At 71.1% G+C, this 24,413-nt stretch carries 27 protein-coding genes; 14 read left to right on the top strand and 13 right to left on the bottom strand.

Annotated features, from left to right (window positions below; translation table 11 throughout):
- Nucleotides 1-128: 128 nt before the first annotated feature.
- Nucleotides 129-1,100, bottom strand: coding sequence for a GTPase Era (era, locus tag AB0399_RS24745; protein ID WP_328463894.1), 972 nt, complete (start codon nucleotides 1,098-1,100; stop codon nucleotides 129-131).
- A gap of 295 nt (nucleotides 1,101-1,395) precedes the next feature.
- Here era and AB0399_RS24740 point away from each other — a divergent pair, with 295 nt between their 5' ends.
- Together AB0399_RS24740 and AB0399_RS24735 are read left to right on the top strand one after the other, a co-directional pair.
- Nucleotides 1,396-2,709, top strand: coding sequence for an ammonium transporter (locus AB0399_RS24740; RefSeq protein WP_328474064.1), 1,314 nt, complete (start codon nucleotides 1,396-1,398; stop codon nucleotides 2,707-2,709).
- Nucleotides 2,706-3,044, top strand: a complete 339-nt coding sequence (locus AB0399_RS24735) for a P-II family nitrogen regulator (RefSeq protein ID WP_328463896.1) — start codon at nucleotides 2,706-2,708, stop codon at nucleotides 3,042-3,044. Before AB0399_RS24740 ends, AB0399_RS24735 begins: the two co-directional genes overlap by 4 nt.
- A gap of 42 nt (nucleotides 3,045-3,086) precedes the next feature.
- On the opposite strand, the gene AB0399_RS24730 is transcribed toward AB0399_RS24735, so the two are convergent.
- Complete coding sequence (locus AB0399_RS24730) at nucleotides 3,087-3,470, bottom strand: cytidine deaminase (protein WP_328463898.1); 384 nt, start codon at nucleotides 3,468-3,470, stop codon at nucleotides 3,087-3,089.
- A gap of 114 nt (nucleotides 3,471-3,584) precedes the next feature.
- On the opposite strand from AB0399_RS24730, the gene AB0399_RS24725 reads away from it, so the two are divergent.
- On the top strand, nucleotides 3,585-3,779 hold the full coding sequence (locus tag AB0399_RS24725; RefSeq protein WP_328463900.1) for a hypothetical protein: 195 nt from the start codon (nucleotides 3,585-3,587) through the stop codon (nucleotides 3,777-3,779).
- Between the two features lie 17 nt (nucleotides 3,780-3,796).
- Here AB0399_RS24725 and AB0399_RS24720 read toward each other — a convergent pair whose 3' ends face one another.
- On the bottom strand, nucleotides 3,797-4,054 hold the full coding sequence (locus tag AB0399_RS24720) for an Ig-like domain-containing protein (protein WP_366412833.1): 258 nt from the start codon (nucleotides 4,052-4,054) through the stop codon (nucleotides 3,797-3,799).
- A 48-nt stretch (nucleotides 4,055-4,102) separates the two neighbouring features.
- On the opposite strand from AB0399_RS24720, the gene AB0399_RS24715 reads away from it, so the two are divergent.
- Complete coding sequence (locus AB0399_RS24715) at nucleotides 4,103-4,630, top strand: GNAT family protein (RefSeq protein WP_366412832.1); 528 nt, start codon at nucleotides 4,103-4,105, stop codon at nucleotides 4,628-4,630.
- Nucleotides 4,631-4,713: 83 nt separating this feature from the next.
- On the opposite strand, the gene AB0399_RS24710 is transcribed toward AB0399_RS24715, so the two are convergent.
- The 3 genes from AB0399_RS24710 to AB0399_RS24700 form a co-directional block, all read right to left on the bottom strand.
- Nucleotides 4,714-5,235: a hypothetical protein gene (locus AB0399_RS24710; RefSeq protein WP_366412831.1), complete on the bottom strand. Its 522-nt coding sequence runs from the start codon at nucleotides 5,233-5,235 to the stop codon at nucleotides 4,714-4,716.
- A gap of 130 nt (nucleotides 5,236-5,365) precedes the next feature.
- Nucleotides 5,366-5,653, bottom strand: a complete 288-nt coding sequence (locus AB0399_RS24705; RefSeq protein WP_328463908.1) for a hypothetical protein — start codon at nucleotides 5,651-5,653, stop codon at nucleotides 5,366-5,368.
- 83 nt (nucleotides 5,654-5,736) lie between these two features.
- On the bottom strand, nucleotides 5,737-6,069 hold the full coding sequence (locus AB0399_RS24700) for a helix-turn-helix domain-containing protein (protein WP_328463910.1): 333 nt from the start codon (nucleotides 6,067-6,069) through the stop codon (nucleotides 5,737-5,739).
- 87 nt (nucleotides 6,070-6,156) lie between these two features.
- On the opposite strand from AB0399_RS24700, the gene AB0399_RS24695 reads away from it, so the two are divergent.
- Together AB0399_RS24695 and AB0399_RS24690 are read left to right on the top strand one after the other, a co-directional pair.
- Nucleotides 6,157-6,765, top strand: coding sequence for an NAD(P)H-binding protein (locus AB0399_RS24695; protein ID WP_366412830.1), 609 nt, complete (start codon nucleotides 6,157-6,159; stop codon nucleotides 6,763-6,765).
- A 72-nt stretch (nucleotides 6,766-6,837) separates the two neighbouring features.
- Nucleotides 6,838-7,788: an aldo/keto reductase gene (locus AB0399_RS24690; RefSeq protein ID WP_329369575.1), complete on the top strand. Its 951-nt coding sequence runs from the start codon at nucleotides 6,838-6,840 to the stop codon at nucleotides 7,786-7,788.
- A 209-nt stretch (nucleotides 7,789-7,997) separates the two neighbouring features.
- On the opposite strand, the gene AB0399_RS24685 is transcribed toward AB0399_RS24690, so the two are convergent.
- The 3 genes from AB0399_RS24685 to AB0399_RS24675 form a co-directional block, all read right to left on the bottom strand.
- Nucleotides 7,998-8,207, bottom strand: a complete 210-nt coding sequence (locus tag AB0399_RS24685; RefSeq protein WP_366412829.1) for a DUF397 domain-containing protein — start codon at nucleotides 8,205-8,207, stop codon at nucleotides 7,998-8,000.
- 65 nt (nucleotides 8,208-8,272) lie between these two features.
- Nucleotides 8,273-8,482, bottom strand: a complete 210-nt coding sequence (locus tag AB0399_RS24680; protein ID WP_329369571.1) for a DUF397 domain-containing protein — start codon at nucleotides 8,480-8,482, stop codon at nucleotides 8,273-8,275.
- A complete protein-coding gene (locus AB0399_RS24675; RefSeq protein WP_366412828.1) occupies nucleotides 8,479-9,342 on the bottom strand; it encodes a Scr1 family TA system antitoxin-like transcriptional regulator in 864 nt (287 codons plus the stop codon). The genes AB0399_RS24680 and AB0399_RS24675 overlap by 4 nt, the downstream gene beginning before the upstream one ends.
- Nucleotides 9,343-9,422: 80 nt before the next feature.
- Between AB0399_RS24675 and AB0399_RS24670 the strand changes: the two genes are divergently transcribed.
- Both AB0399_RS24670 and AB0399_RS24665 read left to right on the top strand, forming a co-directional pair.
- A complete protein-coding gene (locus AB0399_RS24670; RefSeq protein WP_366412827.1) occupies nucleotides 9,423-9,656 on the top strand; it encodes a hypothetical protein in 234 nt (77 codons plus the stop codon).
- 42 nt (nucleotides 9,657-9,698) lie between these two features.
- Nucleotides 9,699-10,541 carry a helix-turn-helix transcriptional regulator gene (locus AB0399_RS24665; protein WP_366412826.1) on the top strand — a complete coding sequence of 281 codons (843 nt, stop codon included), beginning with the start codon at nucleotides 9,699-9,701 and terminating at the stop codon, nucleotides 10,539-10,541.
- A gap of 38 nt (nucleotides 10,542-10,579) precedes the next feature.
- Here AB0399_RS24665 and AB0399_RS24660 read toward each other — a convergent pair whose 3' ends face one another.
- Nucleotides 10,580-11,404, bottom strand: a complete 825-nt coding sequence (locus tag AB0399_RS24660; RefSeq protein WP_366412825.1) for a helix-turn-helix transcriptional regulator — start codon at nucleotides 11,402-11,404, stop codon at nucleotides 10,580-10,582.
- A gap of 166 nt (nucleotides 11,405-11,570) precedes the next feature.
- Between AB0399_RS24660 and AB0399_RS24655 the strand changes: the two genes are divergently transcribed.
- Nucleotides 11,571-13,115, top strand: coding sequence for an MFS transporter (locus tag AB0399_RS24655; protein WP_366412824.1), 1,545 nt, complete (start codon nucleotides 11,571-11,573; stop codon nucleotides 13,113-13,115).
- Between the two features lie 438 nt (nucleotides 13,116-13,553).
- On the opposite strand, the gene AB0399_RS24650 is transcribed toward AB0399_RS24655, so the two are convergent.
- Nucleotides 13,554-14,816, bottom strand: a complete 1,263-nt coding sequence (locus AB0399_RS24650; protein ID WP_366412823.1) for a beta-ketoacyl-[acyl-carrier-protein] synthase family protein — start codon at nucleotides 14,814-14,816, stop codon at nucleotides 13,554-13,556.
- Between the two features lie 68 nt (nucleotides 14,817-14,884).
- Between AB0399_RS24650 and AB0399_RS24645 the strand changes: the two genes are divergently transcribed.
- Nucleotides 14,885-15,502 (top strand): TetR/AcrR family transcriptional regulator C-terminal domain-containing protein, encoded by a 618-nt coding sequence (locus AB0399_RS24645; RefSeq protein WP_366412822.1) that lies wholly within the window; start codon nucleotides 14,885-14,887, stop codon nucleotides 15,500-15,502.
- On the opposite strand, the gene AB0399_RS24640 is transcribed toward AB0399_RS24645, so the two are convergent.
- Nucleotides 15,499-17,289, bottom strand: coding sequence for a CocE/NonD family hydrolase (locus AB0399_RS24640; RefSeq protein ID WP_366412821.1), 1,791 nt, complete (start codon nucleotides 17,287-17,289; stop codon nucleotides 15,499-15,501). The two genes, AB0399_RS24645 and AB0399_RS24640, sit on opposite strands and share 4 nt — an antisense overlap.
- Nucleotides 17,290-17,393: 104 nt before the next feature.
- A complete protein-coding gene (locus AB0399_RS24635) occupies nucleotides 17,394-20,210 on the bottom strand; it encodes a hypothetical protein (RefSeq protein ID WP_366412820.1) in 2,817 nt (938 codons plus the stop codon).
- A gap of 760 nt (nucleotides 20,211-20,970) precedes the next feature.
- Here AB0399_RS24635 and AB0399_RS24630 point away from each other — a divergent pair.
- From AB0399_RS24630 to AB0399_RS24615, 4 genes are all read left to right on the top strand, one after another.
- Nucleotides 20,971-22,155: a helix-turn-helix transcriptional regulator gene (locus AB0399_RS24630; protein WP_366412819.1), complete on the top strand. Its 1,185-nt coding sequence runs from the start codon at nucleotides 20,971-20,973 to the stop codon at nucleotides 22,153-22,155.
- Nucleotides 22,156-22,456: 301 nt separating this feature from the next.
- Nucleotides 22,457-22,696: a hypothetical protein gene (locus AB0399_RS24625; RefSeq protein ID WP_366412818.1), complete on the top strand. Its 240-nt coding sequence runs from the start codon at nucleotides 22,457-22,459 to the stop codon at nucleotides 22,694-22,696.
- Between the two features lie 208 nt (nucleotides 22,697-22,904).
- Nucleotides 22,905-23,777, top strand: coding sequence for a helix-turn-helix transcriptional regulator (locus AB0399_RS24620; protein ID WP_366412817.1), 873 nt, complete (start codon nucleotides 22,905-22,907; stop codon nucleotides 23,775-23,777).
- Between the two features lie 35 nt (nucleotides 23,778-23,812).
- On the top strand, nucleotides 23,813-24,412 hold the full coding sequence (locus AB0399_RS24615) for a hypothetical protein (RefSeq protein ID WP_366412816.1): 600 nt from the start codon (nucleotides 23,813-23,815) through the stop codon (nucleotides 24,410-24,412).
- The last annotated feature ends 1 nt before the right edge of the window (nucleotide 24,413 follow it).

The raw sequence follows: 24,413 nt of genomic DNA, 5'->3' as shown, positions 1-24,413 counted from the left end.
GCAGTTCCCCGCGCCCGGCGTTCTGCCGCGGAAGGAGCCGCACAGACCAAGGGGCGCGGGGAACTGCGCGACCAGCCCCCACCGGCAGGTGGTCCCTCAACCCGCGGCCAGGGGCACCCCGGTGGGTCTCAGAACCCCAGCTTGCGCAACTGCTTGGGGTCCCGCTGCCAGTCCTTCGCCACCTTCACGTGCAGGTCCAAGAACACCGGCGTCCCCAGCAACCCCTCGATCTGCTGCCGCGACTTCGTCCCGACCTCCTTGAGCCGGGCCCCCTTGGGCCCGATGATGATGCCCTTCTGGCTGGGCCGCTCGATGTAGAGGTTCGCGTGGATGTCGAGCAGCGGCTTGTCCGCGGGCCGCCCCTCGCGGGGAATCATCTCCTCGACCACCACGGCGATGGAGTGCGGCAGTTCGTCCCGCACCCCTTCCAGCGCCGCCTCGCGGATCAGCTCGGCCACCATCACCTGCTCCGGCTCGTCCGTGAGGTCGCCCTCGGCGTAGAGCTGCGGGCCCTCCGGGAGGAGCGGGACGAGCAGGTCGGCGAGGAGGCCCACCTGCTGGTCGCCGACCGCCGAGACCGGCACGATCTCGGCCCACTCCAGCCCGATCTCCTGGCCGAGCCGGTCCACCGCCATGAGCTGCCGGGCGAGCTGGTCGTGGTCGACCAGGTCGGTCTTCGTGACGATCGCCACCTTCGGCGTCTTCCTGATCCCGGCCAGCTCGCGCGCGATGTACGTGTCGCCCGGGCCGAGCTTCTGGTCGGCGGGCAGGCAGAAGCCGATCACGTCGACCTCGGCCCAGGTGGTGCGGACCACATCGTTGAGCCGCTCGCCGAGCAGGGTGCGCGGCTTGTGCAGCCCGGGGGTGTCCACGAGCACGAGCTGCGCCTCCGGCCGGTGCACGATCCCGCGGACGGTGTGCCGGGTCGTCTGCGGCCGGTTGGAGGTGATCGCCACCTTCTGGCCGACCAGAGCGTTCGTGAGGGTGGACTTGCCGGCGTTGGGACGGCCGACGAAGCAGGCGAAGCCGGACCGGTGCGGCGGGGTCGCGGTGGACCCGGCGGTTCCGTCGGAGGGGGTACGAGCGCTCATGGCCCCCATTCTCCCCGATACCGCAGAGGTGTACGGACACCGCTCGATCGAGCGGCCCCCCGCCCCCGTACGACGCGACACGGTGTGACACGAGCCGTACGTCCCGCGGTGAGGAATCCGAAACCCGGCGGCAACAAGAAACGCCACCGAAACACGTACGCCCACGTCCGGTAACGCGCACGCCCGACGCTCGTGCTAGATCAGCGACCGAAGGGACCCCTCCGTGCTGCTCCTGCCCACCGGCCACGCCCTCCCGCCCGCCTCGTCACTCGCCGCCCCCGCCGCCGCCGCGCACCACGCGGCGATCAACGCCGGCGACACCGCGTGGTTGCTGGCCGCGACCGCGCTGGTGCTGCTGATGACACCGGGCCTCGCGCTCTTCTACGGCGGGATGGTCCGCAGCAAGAGCGTGCTGAACATGCTGATGATGAGCTTCGTGTCGATCGCGCTGGTCACGCTGGTGTGGCTGGTGGCCGGCTACACGCTGGCGTTCGGCCCGGACGCGGGCGGGCTCGGCCTGATCGGCGACCTCAGCCACCTCGGCATGCACGGCGTCGGCCCGACCAGCGTCACCGGGCACGTGCCGACGCCGCTCTTCGCCGCGTTCGAGCTCTCCTTCGCGATCATCACGGCCGCGCTGATCAGCGGCGCGGTCGCGGACCGGGCCCGGTTCGGCGCGTGGGTGGTCTTCGTCCTGGTGTGGACGCTGGCCGTATACGTCCCCGTCGCGCACTGGGTGTTCGGCACCGGCGGCTGGGTGGTGAGCAAGCTGCACGCGCTGGACTTCGCCGGCGGCACCGTGGTCGAGGTCTGCTCCGGCGCCTCCGGGCTCGCGCTGGCGCTGGTGCTCGGGCCGCGGCTTGGCTTCCGCAAGGACGCGATGCGCCCGCACAACCTGCCGCTGGTCGTCCTGGGGGCCGGGCTGCTGTGGTTCGGCTGGTTCGGCTTCAACGCGGGTTCCGCGCTGGGCGCCAACGGCATGGCCGGCTCGGCGTTCCTCAACACCCAGGCGGCGGGCTGCGCCGGGCTGCTGGGCTGGCTGATGGTGGAGAAGCGCAGGGACGGCCACGCCACCACGCTGGGCGCCGCGTCGGGTTCGGTCGCGGGCCTGGTCGCGATCACCCCGGCCTGCGGCAGCGTGGACCTGATCGGCGCGGTCGTGGTGGGCCTGGCCGCGGGCGTGCTCTGCTCGTACGCGGTGAGCTGGAAGTTCCGCTGGGGCGTGGACGATTCGCTGGACGTGGTGGGCGTGCACCTGATGGGCGGGATCGTCGGCACCCTGCTGATCGGCCTGCTCGCCACCTCCTCCATGACCGGCGGTCCGCGCGGCCTGCTCTACGGCGGCGGCCTCGGCCAGCTCGGCCGGCAGGCGGTCGCGGTGGCCGCGGTCGGGGCGTACGCGTTCGCGGTCACGTACGGCCTCGGGCGGGCGATCGAGCGGCTGATCGGCTTCCGGGCCAGCGAGGAGGAGGAACGGACCGGCCTGGACCTGACCGTGCACGCGGAGACCGCCTACGATCACGGCGTACTCACCCACGGCATGGCGGGCGGGGCACCGTTCCCGGCGGGCGCCGGGCACTTCGGTCCGGCCGCGAAGGACAGGAGCCCACTGGCATGAAGCTGGTCACCGCCGTCATCAAGCCGTACAAGCTGGATGACGTGAAGACGGCGCTGCAGGAGCTGGGCGTGCAGGGCCTGACCGTCACCGAGGCGAGCGGTTACGGGCGGCAGCGCGGGCACACCGAGGTGTACCGCGGCGCGGAGTACCGGGTGGACCTGGTGCCGAAGGCGCGGATAGAGGTGCTGGTGGAGGACGCCGACGCGGACCTGGTGATCGACGCGCTGGTGGCGGCGGCCAGGACCGGGAAGATCGGCGACGGCAAGGTGTGGGCGGTGCAGGTCGAGACGGCGGTGCGGGTGCGGACCGGGGAGCGCGGCCCGGACGCCCTGTAGGGAACGGGCGACCGGGCGAGGGTCCGTACGGTCGTCCGTTTCTCAGCCCGCGGTGACGGTGCGCCGCACGGTGCCGTCCGGGCCGGCCAGCAGCAGCGGCGTGTCCGGGCCGCCCAGGTCGCGGACGGCCGCGCGGTCGGCGTCGGCGGGCTCCTCGGCCGCGGTGACCACGGCGGCGGCCTCCAGCGACGTCGCGCCGCTGGCCACCGCCATCGCGACCGCGGTCTGCACGGCGGTCAGCCGCAGCGACGGCAGGTCCACGGTGCCGGCCACGTACGTACGGCCGGTCTCGTCGCGGACGGCGGCGCCCTCCGGCACGGCGTTGCGGGCCCGCGCGGAGCGGGCGAGCGTGAGGAGCTTGCGGTCCTCGGGGTTCTCGGGGGCTGCGGGCGGCTGCGTCTGCGGCTCGGTCATACGCGTGATCATAGGACGCCCCGCGGAGATGTCACCCTCCGTATCCGCGGATGCGCGCCCAGCGACTCCCACCTAACCTCATACATGAGCAATGCCCTCTTATGAGGAGATTGGGGTGATCCGACGATGCTGCTGCACCTCCCCCTCGTCATCGCACTCGCCGCGGCCACGTTCTTCCTGAGCCGCAAGGCCGAACTCAAGGTGACCCACGCACTGGCCTGCGGCGCCTTCGGCTTCTACCTCGCCGACACCAGCCTGGCCACGTCGATCCACTCGGCCAGCGCGAACATGCTCGGCATGATCGGCCACATCGGCTTCTGACGATCCCGCCCCGTCACTCACCCCGCCCGGCGGTTCGACGGGTTCGACGGGTTCGGCTGGGCCGCCACCGAGACCGTCACCGGGTCGGAGCGGACCTGCTTGCCGTCGATCGTGGCGCGGGCGGTGACCACGGACGTCCCGGCCCCGACCCCCGTGATCACGCCCTGGCTGTCGACCGTGGCGACGGAGGGGTCCGAGCTGGTGTACGTGACCGTTGCGGAGGGGCCGGTGACGCGGTCGGCGTTCAGAGCCAGGTCGTCGCGGGTGACGGTCACCTCATAGGGTGGGCGGGCCAGCCGACGTGCCGTGACGAGGATCAGCCGATGGACAGCAGCACCCGGGTTCGTCTGATCGAGCCCGCCGACGCCGCCGCGATCGCCGCGCACCGGGTGCGGGACGTCGAGGCGTTCCGGCCGTGGGAACCGGCCCAGCCGGCCCGCTTCCTGACGGCGGACGGCCAGGCGGAGCGGATCGAGAAGTTGCTGGCCGGGCACCGGGCCGGCACGGTCTGGCCGGGCGTGGTGCTCGCCGACGACCAGGTGATCGGGCAGGTCACCGTCGGAGGCATCCTGCCGCAGCCGCACCTGCGCCGCGGCTCCGTCGGGTACTGGATCGCCTCGACCGCCCAGAACCGAGGGCACGCCGGGCGCGCCGTCGAACTCGTCCTGCGGGTGATGACGGACGAACTCGGCTTGCACCGCGCCGAGGCGTCCACCCATCTGGAGAACCTGCCCTCCCAACGGGTGCTGCGCCGCAACGGGTTCAGCCCGTACGGCGTCGCGCACTCCTCGATCCTCCTCGACGGCGACTGGCGCGACAGCCTGCTGTGGGAGCGGGTTCTCGGCGGCTAGCGTCGTGACCGGAAAGGTTCACCGGTTCGCGGCGCCCGGAACGGCACCAGCCTCGGCGATCGGCCGTGCCGTCGGATGACCGCTCACGGGGCGGCGAGATCGTCATCGTCGCTGGGTACGGTGCTGTGGCGCTCGGCGAGCGGGCCGACGCCGAGGTCCTCGCGCATGAGCATGCGCATCCTGGCGGCCGCCTTGCCGCGTGCCTCCCAGCGGGCGCGGTCCTCCGGGCTGCTGACAGCGGTGCCGTCGACGTAGCCCTCGCAGATGCGTCGCAGGCAGTGGAACACGCTGTTGGACGCCTTGACGACGGGTTGGGGCGCGACGAGCCACATCCGTTCGGACGCGATGGCGATGCCTGACTCCCGAAAGGCCTCGCGCAGCGCGCGTGCCCGCTCGTCGTCGGACGGGTGCTCGCGCCGGGCCAGGGCCCGCAGCGTCTCACCGAGTACTTTCACGGTGGTGGTGTACTGCGTGTATATGTCGAGCCGCAGCCGACGGGCTTCCTTGTCGTCCTCGCGCTTCCACCGGCTCCGATCCGCGACGAGGGTGGTGACGATGCCGATCGCGGCGCCGGCCAGGGTGGAGAGCAGTGGCAACCAGTCCATGCGGGCCACCTTGCGGCATCCCGAGACCACCGCACCAGGGAATTCGCGGCCGACCCCGCACGCCGCGGGGCGCGCCGGTCGACGTGGAGCCGGCACCGAGTTCCCGAAATGACGTCTCCTCGGGCCGAGTTCAGCCGAGCCCGCGATGCGCGGCCCACAACTCCCCCGCCCGGGTCGCGGCGTCGGCAACCAGGGCCGCCAGTTCGGGCCGGTCGGGGACGGGGAACGAGACGTACGCGCCCCGGCCGCCGCCGACCGGTCGGCCGTACGCCTTCACGGCGAGGTGGCCGTCCGGCAGGAGCCGGACGTTGAGCGTGGTCAGCGTGAACGCTTCCCCGCGTCGGGTGTCCGTCCAGCGCAGCGCCTGCGGGATCGTGACGTTGATCGCCAGGGCACTGACTTCCAGGTCGCCGCTCACGGACGGATGCTCTCACGCGAGCCGCCGCACGCGGGCTGCCGGCGGGACGAGGACGTAGGGCCGTCGCCCCGGACCTGGAGCTTTCAGGGGGCCTCCCCGGAACGCTCCAGGTCCAGGGCGACGGCACGGACCGCGTCGACGATCGGCTGGAGCTTGTGGCCGAACGGAGTGAGGTCGTAGACGGTCGACTGTTTGCTCCTCGACTCCTCGACCCGGCTGACGATGCCGGCATCTTCCAGTTTCCGCAGGCGGTTGGTCAGGGTGACCGCATTGACCTTCGGGATGGCCCGTCGAAGTTCGTTGAAGCGCATCCCCGACTCCTGGAGCGTCATCACGATCGCCAGTGTCCACAGGTCGCCGATCACCGACAGGACCTGCATGCAACGCGCCGTCTGGAGGTCGTCCGCCTGATTCATGATGCCGCCCATTTTAGCCGTCGTGCTACGCTCGCCAGTAAATAATCTTTAGTGGTTTCGGGTTCCCTCAGGAGGGTGCATCCCACCATGAAGATCACGATCTTCGGCGCGACCGGCCGGATGGGCCAGTTACTGGTGCGGCGGGCCCTCGACGAGGGACACACGGTCACGGCCTACGCCCGCACCCCCGGCAAGCTCCGCGTCACGCACGCCAACCTCTCCGTAGCCCCCGGACAACTCGACGACGACGAGGCGATCCTGGAAGCGGTCCGCACCGCCGACGCCGTCATCGAGGGGGTCGGCTCCGAGAGCACCGCGACCCGCAGGATCATCGCCGCCATGGACACCGCGGGCGTCAAGCGCCTCGTGGCCGTGTCCACCTGCAGCGTTGCGGACCCGGCCGATCGGCCCGACCTCAAGGTCACGGCGCTCGTCCGGTTCGTCAGGACCGTGGCGCCCCGGCCCTGGGCCGAGGTGCGCTCCGCGGCGGAGGCGGTACGCGCCAGCGACCTGGACTGGACACTGGTCCGCGTGGCCAAGCTCAACGACCAGCCGGCCACCGGGGACATCAAGGTCGGGCACTACGGCCAAGGGGTGGTGGGCCTCTCCCTCAGCCGCGCCGACATGGCCGCCTTCCTGCTCGGCCAAGTGACCGACGAGACCTATCTGCGCGCCGCCCCGGCGATCAGCAACTGACCGACGGCGCGGTCACCGCGGACGCGGTCGCTCCTCGATCGAGAACATGCGCGACGGGTGTTGAATGAAGTCATGTCTGATCACAAGAACTTGGGTGGGTCGGGGCTGTCCGTCGCCCCGCTGTGTCTGGGCGGAAACGTGTTCGGCTGGACGGCCGACCGGGAGCAGTCGTTCGCCGTGCTCGATGCCTACGCTGCCGCGGGCGGCAACTTCATCGACACCGCGGACTCGTACATGTACCACTTCCCCGGGAACCAGGCCGGCCAGTCCGAGAGCATCATCGGCGAGTGGGTCTCCGCCCGCGGCAACCGCGACGGCGTCGTGATCGCCACGAAGGTCGGTGACAGTCCGGAGCGCAAGGGCCTGAAGCCCGCCAACGTCAAGGCCGCCGCCGAGGACTCGCTGCGGCGTCTGGGCACCGACCGGATCGACCTGTACTACGTGCACTTCGACGACGAGTCGGTGCCGGTCGAGGACATCGTCACCACGCTCGACGAACTGGTGCGTGCCGGAAAGGTACGCGCCCTCGGGGCGTCCAACGTCGGCCCGGCACGTCTCGACGCCATGCTTCGCTTCGCCCACCGCGAGAACCTGGCGGCCTTCACGGTTCTCCAGCCCCAGTACAACCTCGTCTCCCGCGACACCTACGAGGGCGAGCGCCGGGACATCGCCCAGCGGGACGGGTTGGCCTGCGTCCCCTACTTCGCCCTCGCCTCCGGCTTCCTGACCGGGAAGTACCGGCCCGGCCACACGGTGGACAGCGTACGCAACATGCCCGGACTGGCAGGTGGCTACGCCGACAGCGAGCGCGGCAACACGGTCCTCGCCGCCATGGAAGAGGTCGCGGCGGCGCACGACGCCCAACTGGCCACCGTCGCCCTCGCCTGGCTGGCCCAACAGCCCACCGTGGCCGCGCCGATCGCCTCCGCGCGAACGGTGGACCAGGTGCCGGCGCTCGTCGCCCTCAAGGACCTCCGCCTCTCCGACGCCGAACTCCACGCCCTGGACGCCGCATCCGCCTGAGGACCGACCTGTGCGGCGTCGGTGCCCCCAGCGCCACTGAGGCCCTGGCGGCACCCCGCCGTTCCGCGGCGCCCCACCGCAGGACGTCGATCGCGCGGACGATGAGAACCCTGCGGTGGAGGTCGAGTTCACCGGGCTCGGTGCCCGTCACCTTGGCCGCCGGTCCAACGCGGCGGACGGTGATCCACAGCTCAGGGGTGCGAACGGGATCAAACGGAGCCGAACTCACCGGACTTGACGCCCGCCACGAACGAAGCGAACGCGTCAGCCGGGAAGACCAGGGCAGGCCCCTGCGGGTCCTTGGAATCACGCACGGGGACCACACCACGCGCTTCGATCAGATCGGCCGCGACCTCAACACATGTCCCGCCGTTCTGGCTGTACGAGGACGTGAACCAACACGGGGACTCGGTCATCACGGTGCCCTCTCGGGGGTGGCCCTGCGCCGCCCGGATGGACGGCACAGAGGATGGCTACCCCACGATCAGACGGTGCCGAACTCGCCCGACTTCACACCGGCCACAAATGACGCGAACGCATCGGCCGGGAAGACCAGGGCGGGCCCCTGGGGGTCCTTGGAGTCACGGACGGGGACCACGCCACGCGCTTCGATCAGATTGGCCGCGACCTCAACACATGTGCCGCCGTTGTCACTGTATGAGGACTTGAACCAACGAGGGGTTTCGGTCGTCACGGGGTGCCCTTTCGCAGCTGGCTGATCATGGCCACAGACGCCGCCTGCGACAGCGCTTCAGCCTGGAGTTGATGATAGGCGGTCAGCATAGGCACCACGGACACGCTCTCCCGATCCAAGTGCCCCTGCGTCTGGGACTCGGCATAGCAGAGCACCGAACGATCTGCCAGTGTCAGGAGGTTGATCGAGAGGTTGAGCGATCGGCGCTCACCCATCTCGAACGGGGCGATCTGGAGCAGTGTGTTCGGCAGCTCGGCGAACTCGATCAACCGCGCCAGTTGTGCATCCATGACGCCAGGACCGCCGATGGGCCGACGGACGCAACTCTCGTCCATTATCACGAACACCATGGGCGGTCGAGGCCGCACCAGCGCCTCCTGCCGCTCGGCCAGGAACGCGACGCGTTCATCCGCCTGTTCGGGCGTGATGGCCCCTCGCCGCACCGAGCTGTCCGCCAGCACCCGCGCGTACTCCGGCGTCTGCAACAGGCCCGGGACGATGCCAATCTCGAAGACCCGGATCTCGACCGCCCGGGCCTCGTACCCGACGTAGTGCGGAAAGCCCTCCAGGAGCGATCCGTGCCGGATCTGGCGCCACTCGCGCTCAAAGGCGTCCGCCGTCTCGCCGATGCCGAAGGCTATGTCAACACTGCGCGAAAAACGAAGAGTTGGCACCTTGCGGCCAGTTTCCACGGCCGAAATGTGCGTGCTGGAGTATCCCGTCTCCATCGCGAGGTCTTCCTGCTTCCACCCACGGGCCTCCCGCGAACTGCGGACCCGTGCGCCGAAGGCAGCCTCCGGACCGCTCTCGGGGTCCAACTCCTTGCGATTAACCACCTCTTTGGAAACCTTTCTTTCCATACCTACAAGTTGATGACGTTTTGACTCTAGAGGACAGTAACGCCTCCCGGTAGTGGTTCCACTACAGAGAGGAGCGGGGCATGCTCCGGAGAGAGCCTCGGCCGAAGCCGGTGGGAGCCGTGCACACGCCTCAACTCGGCGAGCTGGTCTGGGATGACGGGCCACGTCAGCGCAACGGCGTCTACATGGGGACCGAGGGCGGCCTCCTCTTCCTGCGGCCCGAGGGCGGCGGGATCGAGTGGACGACGGCGCCCGCGAACATCAGGCCGCTCGCCCGAAAGCCCGGCAGGTCCACCGTGCGACGCGAGGCGTAGGGCACCACCACCGGCAGGACACCGTAGAGAGAGGAGAGCCGTATGGACGGCGGGAGCAGCAACGGGAACGAGGACGTCATCGACTGGGAGTGGCTGTCCGCGCGGGAGGTGTACGCGAGCGAACTGGCCTACCGGCGGCGGCAGGCGGGGCTGACGCTGATGGAACTCGCGGCGCTGTGCATGTACGAGCAGTCCTACCTGCACCGGCTGGAGCGGGGGCAGCGCCTCGGCACGCTGGAGTCGGCCACGGCGCTGGACAAGGTGTACGGGACCGGGACGCTGCTGGTGAAGCTGTGGCACCTGGCCAAGCGGGAGGCGAAGGACAGGCCCTTCCTGGGGCTGGCCCCGTTGGAGGCGGACGCCGTGAGCATCCAGGAGTACGCCGTGAGCGCGGTGCCGTACCTGCTCCAGACCCGCGCGTACGCCGAGGAACAGTTGCGCACCGCCCGCCCGCACAGCATCGAGAAGCTGGCCGGGCAGGTCGCGGCGCGGCTGGGCCGGCAGGAGCGGCTCGCGGGTCCGAACCCGGTGCACTACCGCGCCCTGATCGACGAGTCGGTGCTGCGGCGCAAGGCGCGTGATCCGCAGACGTGGACGGGGCAGATGGAGCGCCTGATCACGGCGGCGCAGCAACCCGATGTGTCGCTACAGGTCGTGCCGTTCGGGACCGGACCGCACCACATCCGCAGCTCCCTGGAACTCATCGTCTTCCAGGACGGCCGCACTCTCGCCTACACGCAGAGCAGTTGGAGCGGGCACCTCATCGACGAGCCCGAGGACGTCGAGGCGTTGCGGCTCGCCTTCGACCTGCTGCGGGACGCGGCGCTGACCCCCGCGGACTCGCTGGCGGTCCTGCACGGGGCCCGGGACGAGGCCCTTCCGTAGCCTTGCCGCAGGCAGATCCGCTTCCGCGGAAGGGGAGTTCAGCTCGCCCGCTCGTCCCGCACCGGGGTGAGCGAGCCGCGCCGGCCCTCGGGCGTGGCCAGCCACGCCAGCTTCGACTTGGTGTCGGCGTCGAGCGGGCTGTGCATCACGACGATCAGGTCCGCCCGGATCGGCAGCCGCAGTTGGGTGCTCTCGAAGTACATCGCGCCGACCAGCGGGTGGGCGAGCCGCTTCTCCAGTTGCCCGCTCGGTTCGATGTCCCCGCGCGCCCACAGCTTCGCGAACTCGGGGCTGCGCGCGGAGACTTCGGCGACGATCCGGGGGAAGCCCTCGTCGTCGGGGAACTCCGAGGTGGCGGCGCGGTACTGCGCCACCACGGTGGGGGCCACCGAGTCAGCGTCCTCGACCATGCCGCGGTAGCTGGGGTTGGTGAAGAAGGAGACCAGGCAGTTGGTGTCCTCGGTGCTGAAGCCGAACGCCTGCCCGGCGGCCTCGTTGAAGGCCACGATGTTCCAGTAGGCGTCCATGATGTGCGCCGGGTAGGGCATCCAGCCGTCGAGCAGCCGGTACAGGCCCGCGCAGAGGTCGATCTCCGAAGCGGGCTCCGGCAGCGGCGGGTTGAGCCCGGCGAGCACGTAAAGGTGGCGCCGCTCGGGGCCGTTGAGCCGCAGCACCCGCGAGACGGCGTCCAGCACCTGCGGGGATACGGTGATGTCGCGGCCCTGCTCCAGCCATTGGTACCAGGACGCCCCGACCCCGGCGAGCACCGCGACCTCCTCGCGCCGCAGCCCCGGCGTACGCCGCCGCGGGCCGCCCTCCGGCAGACCCGCCTCCACGGGCGAGACCCGGGCACGCCGGGTCATCAGGAACTCCCGCAGCTCCTCGCGCCGCCGCCGACCCGGCGCCGTACTTGTCGTCGCTGTCGTCCCCGCCACTGGCTCCCCCTCGGCCGTCGGCCCGGCTGGTGGTACGACCACCAGCATAAACCGCGGCTCCCCACAGCCGGCCGGACCGGCCGAGGGTGGCCGTATGCCAACCGACTCCACCACGACACCGGCGACACCGACGACACCCGCGACGCCCGCGGCACCCTCGGCACCGACCGCCAGGACCGGCGCGACTCCGGCGACCGGCGCGGGCGCCACGACCACGGCCACCACGGCCACGACCACGGCCACGGCCACCCCGACAGCACCCGGCCAACAGCTCGGCGCACGCGCCAAGTTGATCCTCTTCGTGCTGTGCGCGGCCCAGTTCATGGTCGCGCTCGACTTCTCCATCCTCAACGTGGCCCTGCCCGTCCTCGGCGCCGACCTGGGCATGAGCCGGGCCAACCTCCAGTGGGCGGTGACCGCGTTCGCGCTGCCGTCGGGCGGCTTCCTGCTGCTCTTCGGCCGGATCGCGGACCTCTACGGGCGGCGCCGGCTCTTCCTGACCGGGCTCGCGCTGTTCGCGGTCGCGTCGCTGCTGGCCACGCTGGCGTGGAACCCGGCGGCGTTCCTGGCCGCACGCGCGCTCCAGGGGCTCGGCGCGGCGATGGTCGTGCCGACCGGGATGTCCCTGCTGACCACCACCTTCCCCGAAGGACCGCAGCGGGAAAGGGCGTTGGGGATCAGCGGCACCCTGCTGTCGCTGGGCTTCACCATCGGCGTGGTGCTGGGCGGCACCCTCACCGACGCGTTCGGCTGGCGCTCCACGATGGGGCTGCTCGCGGGCGTCGCGGTGCTGGTGCTGGCCGCCGCGCCGGGCCTGCTCACCGAGTCCCGGCACCCGGGCCGGCCGCGGATCGACGTGCCGGGCGCGGTGACCGTCACCGGCGGGCTGCTCGCGCTGATCTACGCGCTGTCCACCGCGGCGCAACACGGCTTCGGCGGCGCCGACGTGATCGTCACGCTGGTGCTCGGGCCGCTGCTGCTGGGCGCGTTCGCGCTGGTCGAGTCGCGGGCCGCGGAGCCGATGGTCTCGCTGGCGATGCTGCGCCGCCGCAGCGTCGCCTTCGGCAACCTGGCCGGGCTGGCCACGTTCTCGATGATGAGCTCGGTGGTCTTCCTGCTCACCCTCTACCTCCAGGAGGTCCGCGGGCTGTCGGCGTTCCGCACCGGCCTGGTCTTCGGCGTCCAGGGCGTGTTCGCGGCGGTCACGGGGATGACCGCGGCCCGCGTCATCGGCCGGATCGGCGCCCGCGCCACCGTGCTGACCGGGCTGGCCGTGCAGGCGCTGCTCACGCTCCCGCTCCTGCTGCTCGGCCCCGGCTCCGCCGGCACCTGGCTGGCGTTGGCCGCGGTCTCCCTCGCCTGCGTCGGCCACCTGCTGGTCGTCGTCTCCTACGGCATCACCGCGACCTCGGGCCTGCCTGACCACGAACAGGGCCTGGCCACCGGCCTGGTGACCAGCTCGCAGCAGGTCGGCATGACCATCGGCATCCCGCTGCTCTCCGCCCTCGCCGCCGCCCGCCCGCACTTCCTCTCCGGCCTCCACCTGGCGCTCGGCGTCGACGCGGCCGTCCTCGCCGCAGCCGCCCTCCTCGTCGCCGCCGGCCTGCCCCGCTTGGCGCGCTCGGCGAGTGCCCGGTAGATGACGCCGGCCACCGAGGGGTCCCGTCCCGCGTGCTCGCCGGTGGGGACGACCAGGCCGGGCGGGATCTGCTCGACGGACCCGCCGCCCGGACGGCGCCGCACCACGGTGTGGAGCATGTTGACGGTGACGACCGGCGGCCGGCCGCCCCTGATCGGGTCGTGGTCGTAGGCGCCGGGCAGGGGCCCGGCGGGCATCTCCACGACCAGGCCGTGGGCGGTGAGGCGGTGAGGCGGTGAGGTGGTCGGCCGGCCCGGTGAAGCGGCTCGGCCGCGACGCTGCCGAGCCGCTTCACCGCGCGACGGGGCGGGACGCCTGCAGCCGACCTCCGGGATCGGTGGGCCGGCCGTCAACGGTCGGCCCACCGACGACGCCGTGTCGGGCTTCGCCCGGACAATCGGCGGCGGCCCTCCACGGACAGCGGTGCGTTCGCGTGGGTCATGGTGTCGTCGGGGCCGTACCGGACACATGGCGCCGTGCGCCGGTGACGACGAGCGAGACATTCTGCCCGCCGAAGCCGAAGGAGTTGCTGAGCACGGCCTCCTGGGGGACGTCTCGTCGCTCCGCGACGACATCGAGATCGATGTCGGGACCTACACCGGCCGCGGTGAGGTTGCGGGTCGGCGGGATGACGCCGTGCTCGACGCTGAGGACGGCGATGAGCGCTTCGATCGCGCCGGCTGCGCCGAAGAGATGACCGAGCGCCGCCTTGGGGGCCGTCACGGTGGCGCGGCCGAAGACCTCCCCGATCGCGTGCGCCTCGGCAAGGTCGCCGACCGGAGTCCCGGTGGCATGGGCGTTGATGTGGCTGATCCGCTCGGGAGCCAGACCGGCTTGCGCCAGGGCCTTCCGCATGGCCGAGATCTGACCTGAGCCGTCGGCGGCGGGCGCCGTGATGTGGTGGGCGTCGGCGGCGATGCCGGCGCCGGCGAGCACCGCGTGGACGCGAGCGCCCCGGGCGCCGGCATGCGCGGCGCTTTCGAGCACCAGGACAGCGGCGCCTTCGCTGAGCACGAATCCGCTGCGGTCCGCGGCGAACGGCCGGGACGCGGAGGCGGGTTCGAGGGTATGCCGTGACAGTGCCTGTGCCTGGGCGAAGCCGGCCACGGTGATCGGTGTGATCGCGGCCTCGGTCCCGCCCGCGATCACCACGTCCGCCTCGCCGGCACGGATGAGCCTGGCCCCCAGGGCGATCGCCTCGGCGCCGGAGGAGCACGCCGAGACGGGCGTGTAGGCACCTGCCCGTGCACCGTATTCGATACTGATCAGCGCCGCCGCCGCGTTGGGCATGAGCATCGGGACCGTGCGTGGCGAGACGCGCCGCGTCCCGGCGGCCTTCAGTACGTCGTCTTCCTTCAGCAGCGTCCGTACGCCCCCGATGCCCGTGCCGATCGCCGACGCGAGCCGGTCCGGGTCCGCCGCTGGGGCACCGGCGTCGGCCCAGGCTTCGGCCGCCGCGGCCAGCGCCGCCTGCTGCGAGCGGTCGAGCCGCCTGGCCCGCACCGGCGGCAGCAACTTGGCGGGGTCGATCGCCATCGTCCCCGCGGCTGTGTCGGGAAGGCCCGCGTCGTCGTAGCCACGCAGGACGCCGCCGCGGATACCGGACTCACCGGCGAGCAGGGCGTCCCAGGTGGACGCCACGTCTGCCCCGAGTGGGGTGATCGCGCCGAGCCCGGTCACGACGACTTCAGTCCCGTGCATGCCCCTCAACCTTTCTTGTATGCGATACAAGTCAACATCGCCCTTGTTGTATCACATACAATTTCGACGTGGAGAAGAAGCGAACCGAAGCTCGATCAACGTCGGCCCGGTCGCGTGACCGCGGTCGCGCGACGAGGCACCGGCTGATCGAGGCGACCGCACGGCTGTGCAGGGAACGGCCCGGCACCGAGGTGAGCGTCGCGGAGATCGCGAACGCGGCAGGCGTCTTCCCCAACCAGGTCACCTACTACTTCGGCTCCAAGGACTCGCTCCTCGTGCACGCCGCCTTCCTCGGCTTGCTGCACGACGCCCGACGGATCGAGCGCATCGGTCGCCAAGCCCCCGACGCCGTGACGTTCCGCCGCAACATCGCCCGCGCCGTGCTGGCCATGCCCTCGCTCCCGTCGGTCACGCGGGCACTCGCCGCCGGGATCTCCAAGCCCGAACTCGCCCCCGTGGTCGACCAGCACCTCCAGTTGCTGTTCCGGCAGTCCGAGCGCTTCGTGAGCCAGCTCATCGACAGTCGCGGCTGGAGGGCCCGTCGACCGCTCGACGTGGAAGCCAGGACGTTCTGGAGCACCGCGCTCGGTGCGGTGCTGCTCGTCCGCGCCGGGGCACATGGCACCGTCGCCGACCTCGACCTCGCCGGAGCGTTGACCATCCACGACGAACCCGGTCCCGGTTAGCTCATTCGAGTGCGGGGCGGGCATGCGGGAACGGACGGGAGCATCAGGCGGGAGGCGCCCGGCAGGACCGTCTGTACGGCGGGACCCGGCTCGGGTTGCCAGCGCGGGTGACTGGTCGCGGCGACGTGCACGCGCAGGGCGTGGCCCGGCCGGAAGAGGTGGTGCGCGGACCACAGGTCGACGTCCACGGCGGTCTCGATCGGACCGGCTGGACCGGCTGGACCGGCTGAACCGGCGGGACCGGCTGGACCGGGCCGGCCGACGGGGTGGGCCGCGCGGGCGATCCCGTCCGCGAGGTTGACCGAAGTGCCGTCGGGCGCGACATCGCACAGCCGCACCACCCAGGTGGCGGTGGGAGCGGTGCAGGTCACCGTGAGCACCGCGCTGATCCGCCCGGCGATCTCCAGCGGGCGGGTCAACGGAGCGCTCGCGTAGACGAGTACGTCGGGGCGCGCCTCGATCGGCCGCTGGTCGGCGGGCCCGGCCGGGTGCTGCTCGGTCAGCAGCAGCGCGCCGCCGAGGGCGGGTACGGGGTCGGCCGGATCGTGCCGGAACGACCGGCCGGGCCCTGCCATACCTGTCACCGAAGGAGGCCGCGTGGACAGTTCGCCGTTCGCGTGCAGGTACCAGGCGGTCGGGTCGCTCGGCGGCGGCCACGCGGCGAACCGGCGCCAGCGGCCGGCCCCGGTGACGAAGACGAGAGCGGTGGCGTCCGCCGAGGTCCCGCGCGCCCGGCCGGCGCCGGGTTCCGGCGCGTTCCGCGGCTCGGCTGCGTCGCGCGACCCCCCGCCGACGATCCGCGTGCGCTCCACCACCGTTTCCAGCCAGTCCAGTTGGCGCTCCAGCAAGGAGCCGCCGCCGTCGATGTGCGCGCTGTCCGCGTGCGGCCCGAAGTCGAAGACGTCCCCGGCGGCGGCCGGTTCGGCCCGGCCGGACTGGTTGTCGTGGGTCCAGGGGCCGATGATCAGGGCGGCGCGGTGGCCCGCGGCGCGGGCGGCGGCGTGGTTGTCGAGGCTGCCCTGGAGGAACGCGTCGTACCAGCCCGCGACGGTGAGCGTGGCGACGGGCGGCAGCGCCGTATGGTCGGCGGGAACGGCGCGGGGTGGCGGGGCGCCGACCCGGCCGGGGACGGGCAGGCCCAGCGCGTCCGGCGCCGCGAGGTCCCAGTGCCCGGCACGCAACTCCCCCTCGGCGCGGGCGAGTTCCGCGAGAGCGGCGCGCCGCCGGACCGCGTCGGCCGCGTGCCTGCGGCGCAGGACCTCGTGGCCCAGGCCGAGCGTCCACTGGACGGGCAGGCCGAGTTCGCGGGCGCCCCCGCGCGCGAGCAACCCGTCAGCGGGGTCTGACCAGGTGAACTCCGGTATGGCGGCGACCAGTTCGGGAGGCGCCGCTTCGATCGCGGCCCACTGGGCGTGCCCGAGATAGCTGGGCCCGTACATCGCCACCCGGCCGTCGCTGCCGGGGAGCCCGGCGGCCCACCGGACGGTGTCGTGGCCGTCGTCGTACTCGTGGGCCAGCGGCTCCCACGCGCCGTCGGAGCCGAACCGGCCGCGGGTGTCCTGGAGGACGACGAGCCAGCAGCGGCGGGCCGCGGTGGCGGGGGCCAGGCGGGCGAGTATCCCCGGGTCGCGCCGCCCGTAGGGGCAGCGGGCGAGCAGGACCGGCCAGGGCCCGCGCCCGTACGGCGGCCGGTACACGTCGGCGCGCAGCACCGTGCCGTCGCGCATCGGGGCGTACGCGGTGTCGTACGGCTCAGGGCTGGACGTCACGGGGCTGGTGGACGTCACGGGGGCTCCTCGTCACGTGCGGGCCCCCGCCGTGGACAAGACGGCGGGGGCCGGTCAGCGGGGGCAGAACGCCAACGTGCGCTCTGTGAAAGCCGGTTGACGGGTCAGGTGATGGACAGGTCGTCGATGTAGCCGCGGTAACCGCCCGAGCCGCCGGGGTGGTCGTAGCCGACGAGGACACGCGCGATCCGCTTGCCGGAGTTCTTCGCCGCGAGGTCGACGGTCACGTGGTTCCACGTGTCGGGGGTCAAGTGGCCGCACTGGTGGGCGGGATGGATCTGGTCGCCGCTCTGGTCCACGGCGCCGGAGTCGCGCAGCGTGCCGCCGTCGGTGAAGACCAGGTCGACGGCGACGCACTCGCTCTCGGTCGAACCGGCGGGCACCCAGGGGGTGGTGGCGTGCGACTGGGGGTAGATCCAGTAGCCGAGGGTCTTCGCGGTGCCGATGTCCAGGGGTGCGGCACTGAGGTCGTAGACCTTGAGGTAGGCGTGCGGGCTGCTGCCGGCGGCACTGCCGGAGTACATCAGCGCGGCCGTTCCGGTGCGGGAGGTCTCCCCGCTGCGGACGCCCGTCTGCGGGCCGGTGGAGTCGGAGTTGATGCCGGTGACGCCCACGGCGTTGCCGCCCGCGGTGTCGACGGAGTCGGTCCAGGTGGGCTGCGGCTGGCCCGACTCGAAGCCGGTGGAGAAGCTGGTGCTGGTGGTGCCGCCGCCCGCCTTGACCGGCTGGGCGAGTTCGGCCTGCACGGTGGCGTAGGAGGTGCCGGGCCTGGCCAGGGTGATCGTCTCGCCCGCCGACGTGCTCAGCGTGATCTTCGTGCCGGACACGGTGCCCGCGTCGGAACCGCCCCGGTACACCTGCACCGGACTGCCGGGCCAGGGGTTGGTGAAGACGAGGTCGCCGCCCTTCTGGCTGACCGCGCGGACGTACTGCACCGCGTTGTCCGCCATGCTGCTGGAGATCAGGAAGCCGCCGGCGGCCATCAGGTCGCCGAACTTCGCGTTGGAGTTCGCCGGCCAGTCCGCGAAGACCTTCACGTCGCCCTGGAAAGACTGGAGCAGCATCTCGTCCAGGCCGGAGGTGGTGACGTTGATGTTCTCGATGCCGCCGCCGCTGTGGTGGACGGCGAGGTTGGGGTAGGAGTTGTCCACGGCCTCGGTGTGCAGGTTGGCCAGGATCGTGGCGGGGTCGTAGCCGACCCGGGCGGCGGCGGCGTAGAAGGTGGCGGGCGCGTTGCCGCCGTGCCAGGCCGCGGTGAGCTGGTCGACGGTGTTGCGCGCGGTCTGCACGAGCCCGGCCGGGCTGTCCAGGCCGACCTGGCCGCCCGGGTAGACGGCCTGGATGTCGATGTCGTTGCCGTCGTTGACCCAGCCCGCGCCGGTGGAGGTCTCCCGGAAGACGGTCTGGCCGTTCTGCGTCATCGTCGGCAGCGGCGCCAGGTGCGCGTCGATGTCCTGCCAGGTGGCGCGGGTCCCGGCGTCCTGGCCGAGCGCGGCGCTCATGTCGGTCAGGCCCTCCATCAGCAGGTGGACCAGGCCGAGCGACAGGATGCTGTTGGTCTGCGGGTAGGCGTTGCCTTCCTGCGGCGCGTCGTTGGTGATCGTGTACGTGCCGGAGGAGTCCTTGGTGAGGTAGTTCTGCCAGAACAGGCCGACCTGCTTCAGGAACGGGTAGACCTTCGCCGCGTACGTCGCGTCGCGGGTCTGCTCGTAGCGCATCACCATGTCACTGGCGACGTTGACCGCGTCGGACTTCTGGTTGTACAGGTTGGTGTCGGCGCTGGTGCCGTTCGGGGAGATGCCGACCGGGTAGAGCACGCCCTGGAAGCCGTTCTGCTGGGCGAGTTGCTGCCCGCGGCTCATCCAGTCCAGCACCGGCTGGTCGTAGGCGTCCATCTGCGCGATGTGATTGGTCGTCAGGGCGGCGTAGAACGGCGCCTGGTAGTTGTAGTTGGTGTGGTAGTCGCCGTTCCAGTTCATGTCGCCGGTGATCCAGTTGCCCCACAGGCCGGGCGCGTACTTCCCGCTCCGCGACACGCTGCCGAGCAGGTAGAGCGAGCCGTACCAGCTCTTCTCCACGTCCTTGTCGCCGATCTGCACGAAGGACCGCGACCAGTAGGAGTTCCACCAGCTGCGGTGCGAGGCGTTGTGGTCGTCGACGTTGCCCTGGGTGAGGTTGTCGACCAACGCGTCCGCCGCGGACTGGTAGTCGGCGGAGTCGTTGCTGCTCTCGATCGCCGCGACCAGCGTCGAGGTGGTGTTCGGCTGCATCGTCAGGGTCAGCTTGCTGCCGGATACCGACTGGCTCTGCCCGATGGTGCGCATCGCCATCCGGGCGCGCGGGTCGCCACTGCCGCCGGTGTCGGCGACCACGTCGGCGTCGAGGTCGTGGTCGCTGGTGGAGACGGTGGGCGTGCCGCCCGTACCGTTCTGCAGCGTGACGCCGATGCTCTGCGCGCTGCCGCCGGTGAGCGTGAACGACGTGACGAACAGGTTGGTGTCGGCGTCCACCCAGCTCCGCGTGGCCAGCGTCTGCCCGCCCAGGGTGTACGTGCCGCGCACCTCGGCGTGCTGGATGTCCTGCACCACGTGGTACGACGCCCCGGCCAGGCCGCCCGCCGACACCACGATCCGGCCGAGCGGCTTGATGGCGTGGCTGGTCGAGGACCAGAAGTCGTTCTTGCCCACGTAGAACGTCTGGTTGTCGATGCCGCCGCCGACCGCGACCCCGACGTCGCCGTTGCCCATCAGCGGCGCGTCCACGGTGTCGCCGCCGGTGAGGTGGCTCGGCGGCGCGTTCCACACGCCCTGGTACTGCGCGACCGTGGCCACGCCCTGGTTCGCGGTGATCGAGTCGGCCACCGCCGGCCGGGACAGCACCGTGGTCACCATGGCGCCCATCACGACCGCGGCGGTGGTCACGCTTCCCGCTCGTCTCGCAAGCGATGTGAGCCTCATCAGGCTGCTCCCTCTCTGCTTCTTCACGCCGGTCTCCCCGCGGGCCCGCCCGCCGCCGGCGCCCTCCGCTCCGGCACGCGCGGGGAGGGCGAACAGCGGTGTGCGGACGGGGAGGTGGGGGGCTCGGAGCGGGGGCACCGGCGGTCGTCGAAGCGGACCGGCACACCCGAAGACGTTCCCGGGAGGCGGCTCGCGGACCCGAGATAACGTTATCTTTGAATGACTGGGTTCATTTATAGGTGCGGGGCGGGCGGGTTGTAAAGGGGACGGGAGCGGAACCGTGGGGGTGGGGTGCGGCCGGGGGTTGGGCGCCGCGCGGAGGTGGGGCGCCGCCGGGGGTGGGGCGCCGCCGGCGGGGGGTGCCGCCGGGGGCACGCGTGTCGGCGGGGGCGCGCGTGTCGGCGTGGCCGCTCGGCGCCGCATGCCGGAGACCTTCACCAACTTCGGTGACTGGCTGGGAAACTGAACGTAGATCGTTGGCCGGGCTCGGGACCAACCGTGGGGCCAACGCTCCAGCAGCGCGGCCGTATACGCCTCTGTGCGCGCGGTCGTGGTTCGGTGCTCGCGGTGCCGAGAAACGGCCCCGACCCATACTCTGACAGTTCCGACAAGCGGCGGATCTGCTCGGGATCGCCCGGCACGAGTTCACCGCCGTACTACCACGCACGTAGGCGGCCGTTCGCGGGGGTACCGTTTTGGTGTCGACGCCGAACGGGAGACCGTTATGCCTGCCTATGCGGAAGAGCACACAGGGACGCGCGTCTTGGATGCCCGCAAGGTCAGAGGACTGACGCGGCGTGAGCTCTCCGACGCGTCGAGCGTCGCCTACAGCACGCTGACGAAGGTGGAACAAGGCGTCATGCCGGCGAGCCCCTCCGTGTTGGGCGCCCTCGCACGGGCGTTGTCGGTGCCTGTCGCCGAACTGACGGGGCAGCCGTACCTCGGGGAATTGCGGCAGGACCAACTCGACGGGTTGATAGAGCCGATCCGGGAGGCGCTGAACGTCTACGACCTGGGCCCGGACCCGGACATCTCGCCGCGCGCGCCCGAGGAGATGGAGACCGACGCCGAAGAGATGTGCGCCCTGGTACGCGCAACCGACATCAAGAAGGTCGCGGCGGAACTGCCGAGTCTGATCTTCGAGGCTACGACGGCGGCGCACGTCAGTCCGAGCGAGCGGCATTGGCGCTTGCTGGCCAGTACGTACCGCACCGCCTACGACGTCACGACGAAGCTGGGCTTCTTCGACCTGTGCACGGTTGCCCTGGACCGCATGGAGTGGGCGGCTCAGCATGCCTCCGATCCGGTCATCAGCGGCATGCGTCAGTACCTGCGAGCGCTGGCCTACCTGCGTGCGAGTGACTACCGCACCGGTCAACGACTGATCGGCCTGGGAATGAACACATTGAAGCAGGCAGATCCCGGACGAACGCGAGACGTCCTGACCGGGCAGCTTCATCTCGGTGCGTCCGTCCTCTCGGGCAGGGACAAGGACAGAGACGCGGCCGAGGGGCACCTGGACGAAGCCGAACGGATCGCCCAACGCACCGGACCGGCCGAACGAATCCACTGGCTCTCGTTCGGTCCCACGAACGTCGCCGCACACCGGGTCAGTGTCCTCGCCGAACTGGATCTGTATCCGGAGGCCGTCCAGACGGCAACCGCCATGACCGTTCCGTCTGACTGGCCGTTGTCCCGGCGGGCTCACCACCACGCCGAGGTGGCATGGGCCCAAATGTGGAGCGGGCACACGGAAGGGGCGTTCAAGAGCCTGCAACAGGCGAGGACGCTGGCTCCGCAGCAAACGCGGTACCACCCGATCGTGAGGGAGACCTACGCCGGGCTGGAGTCCGCTCGGCGCCGCATGCCGGAGACCTTCACCAACTTCGGTGACTGGCTCGGAAACTGAACGTAAATCATTGGCCGGAGCTATCAGTCAGGTCTGATAGTTCCGGCCTTTGTGTGTCGGCAAGCTGACAGGCAGTCACAGATTCCCGACCGGGGCTAGCACTCCGGGGGCGTGGACAACCTGAGGAAAGCAGGCTGACATGCGTGAGCGTATGGGCTGGAGCGAGCCGGGCACCAGAGTTGATTCAGCCGGGTCGGAACGCGAGGACGGCGGGAGCCCCGCGGTGAACGGTGCCCGGCTTCTGCCGTGGCCGGGGCCGGACGGGGGTGCGTGCTATCTCCGGTCGGATGAGTGTGACGCGTTGTGGCGGCTGGCCGACGAGATGGAGTCGGTGCAGCTCGGGATGGGCCGGGAACTGCTGGGCTTTGTCCGCCGGACGCTGGCGGAGGCGACGCCTTGGGACTGTGAACTCCAGGGCACGGTGGCGCACTTGTGTACGGCGTTGTCGGACGCGCTGCGGGTCGCCGACAGCCGTGGGGCGCTGCTGGGCCTGCCCGGGAGTAGGGATCGGGTGGGATCGACGGTGGGCGTATCCCGTTGATCGGGCCTGCCCTCGTTGCGTGAACTCCCCCTTGTAGCTCAGTCAGGAAGAGCCCGGGCAGCACCGCACGCTCTCCGTTCATTCGTGCGGGCAGGCCCGATGACTCCGGTTCGAGTCCGGACAAGGGGACGTGGCGGCCCGGCACGCGGAATTCCCGCGCGCCCAGGCCGAATACCACCACGACCGACACCGCGGAAAGGAGAGCCGTATGGCCGGCGCGAGCGGCGGGGACGGCAAGACGAAGATGCTCATCGACTGGGAGTGGTTATCCGCGCGGGAGTTGTACGCCAGTGAACTGGCCTACCGGCGACAGCGCGCGGGGCTGACGCTGATGGAACTCGGGGCGAAATGCCTTTACGAGCAGTCGTATCTGCATCGGCTGGAGCGGGGGCAGCGGTTGGGCACCGTGGAGGCTGCTGCCGCTCTGGACAAGGTGTACGGCACCGGCGACCTCCTGGTGAAGCTGTGGCACCTGGCCAAACGGGAAGCGAAGGACAAGCCGTTCCTCGGACTTGCCCCCTTGGAAGCCGACGCGGTGAGCGTCCAGGAATACGCCGTCAGCGCCGTGCCGTACCTGCTCCAGACCCGCGCCTACGCCGAAGAACAGCTCCGCACCGCCCGCCCACGCAGCATCAAGCAATTGAGCGCCCAGGTCGCCGCACGGCTGAAACGCCAGGACCGCCTCACCGGACCCACCCCCGTCCGCTACCGCGCACTGATCGACGAAGCCGTACTACGACGCAAAGCCCGCGACCCCCACACCTGGACCGCCCAACTGGAACACCTCATCGAGACCGCCCAAAAGCCCGATGTCTCCCTGCACGTCGTCCCGTTCGGCACCGGACCCCACCACATCCGCAGCTGCCTGGAACTCATCTTCTTCCAGGACGGCCACACCGTCGCCTACACCCAAAGCAGTTGGAGCGGCCACCTCGTCGAGGAACCCGAAGACGTCGAACCGCTGCGCCTGGCCTACGACCTGCTGCGCGATACCGCCCTCACGCCGGCGGACTCGCTGACCTTCCTCCGCACCGCGCTGGCCGAGCACGCGCCGCAACCGCAACCGGCTCTGCCCGCCTGAACCCGGCCACACGACAAGAATCGACAAGGAACGAGATGCAGACCCGTAAGACCTCTTCCGCAACGACCGGACCCTCGGCCTTACCCGCACCACCTCGCCGATGGACCCTCACCGCCACCGACGGCCGCACCCTCACCGGCCACCTGCCCGCGTGGGCCGGGAACGACCCGAGCGAGCACAACGTGCCCCCCGGTGCCTGGGAGGACCGGCTCGCCGACATCCACCTCACCCGGCGCTTCCCGGGACGCACGGTCCCCGTCTACTGCGCCACCAGCCCGGCCCCGGGACCCGTCGCCGAGGAAGCCTTCTCCTGCACCCTGGACTGCAACCCGCACGCCGAAGCACCCGAACCCCGCACCCCGCTGGTCAACCTGCACCTGTGCGGGGACAGTTGGCTCACCGACCTCGGCCCGCAGGACCTGACCCGGCTCGCCGCCACGTTCCGCTGGGTCGCGAACCGCCTCGACCGGGAGGTCCGCCCCGCCCTGGTGGACGCACAAGAGGACTGGGCCAGGCACGCCGATGCCGACCCGAAAGCCGTAGCACCCGACAGCCGTGCCGCCCCAAAGCCGTGGCACCCGAAAGCCGTGGCAGCCGGCACCCACCGGACTCCCGCGGCGCCGCCGCACCGTTGAG

Origin of the sequence: Streptomyces sp. NPDC088194 (assembly GCF_040702025.1) — a bacterium.
Classification (GTDB): Bacteria; Actinomycetota; Actinomycetes; order Streptomycetales; family Streptomycetaceae; genus Actinacidiphila.
Note: the sequence above shows the minus strand (reverse complement) of the source record. Positions and strands in the feature narration are given on the sequence as shown.

Bases quoted from the DNA above. Each gene is read 5' to 3' on its own strand.
- era (WP_328463894.1), bottom strand. From the start codon at position 1,100: ATGGGGGCCATGAGCGCTCGTACCCCCTCCGACGGAACCGCCGGGTCC.
- AB0399_RS24735 (WP_328463896.1), top strand. From the start codon at position 2,706: ATGAAGCTGGTCACCGCCGTCATCAAGCCGTACAAGCTGGATGACGTG.
- AB0399_RS24730 (WP_328463898.1), bottom strand. From the start codon at position 3,470: ATGATCACGCGTATGACCGAGCCGCAGACGCAGCCGCCCGCAGCCCCC.
- AB0399_RS24725 (WP_328463900.1), top strand. From the start codon at position 3,585: ATGCTGCTGCACCTCCCCCTCGTCATCGCACTCGCCGCGGCCACGTTC.
- AB0399_RS24715 (WP_366412832.1), top strand. From the start codon at position 4,103: ATGGACAGCAGCACCCGGGTTCGTCTGATCGAGCCCGCCGACGCCGCC.
- AB0399_RS24710 (WP_366412831.1), bottom strand. From the start codon at position 5,235: ATGGACTGGTTGCCACTGCTCTCCACCCTGGCCGGCGCCGCGATCGGC.
- AB0399_RS24700 (WP_328463910.1), bottom strand. From the start codon at position 6,069: ATGAATCAGGCGGACGACCTCCAGACGGCGCGTTGCATGCAGGTCCTG.
- AB0399_RS24695 (WP_366412830.1), top strand. From the start codon at position 6,157: ATGAAGATCACGATCTTCGGCGCGACCGGCCGGATGGGCCAGTTACTG.
- AB0399_RS24690 (WP_329369575.1), top strand. From the start codon at position 6,838: ATGTCTGATCACAAGAACTTGGGTGGGTCGGGGCTGTCCGTCGCCCCG.
- AB0399_RS24675 (WP_366412828.1), bottom strand. From the start codon at position 9,342: ATGGAAAGAAAGGTTTCCAAAGAGGTGGTTAATCGCAAGGAGTTGGAC.
- AB0399_RS24670 (WP_366412827.1), top strand. From the start codon at position 9,423: ATGCTCCGGAGAGAGCCTCGGCCGAAGCCGGTGGGAGCCGTGCACACG.
- AB0399_RS24665 (WP_366412826.1), top strand. From the start codon at position 9,699: ATGGACGGCGGGAGCAGCAACGGGAACGAGGACGTCATCGACTGGGAG.
- AB0399_RS24660 (WP_366412825.1), bottom strand. From the start codon at position 11,404: ATGACCCGGCGTGCCCGGGTCTCGCCCGTGGAGGCGGGTCTGCCGGAG.
- AB0399_RS24655 (WP_366412824.1), top strand. From the start codon at position 11,571: ATGCCAACCGACTCCACCACGACACCGGCGACACCGACGACACCCGCG.
- AB0399_RS24650 (WP_366412823.1), bottom strand. From the start codon at position 14,816: ATGCACGGGACTGAAGTCGTCGTGACCGGGCTCGGCGCGATCACCCCA.
- AB0399_RS24630 (WP_366412819.1), top strand. From the start codon at position 20,971: ATGCCTGCCTATGCGGAAGAGCACACAGGGACGCGCGTCTTGGATGCC.
- AB0399_RS24620 (WP_366412817.1), top strand. From the start codon at position 22,905: ATGGCCGGCGCGAGCGGCGGGGACGGCAAGACGAAGATGCTCATCGAC.
- AB0399_RS24615 (WP_366412816.1), top strand. From the start codon at position 23,813: ATGCAGACCCGTAAGACCTCTTCCGCAACGACCGGACCCTCGGCCTTA.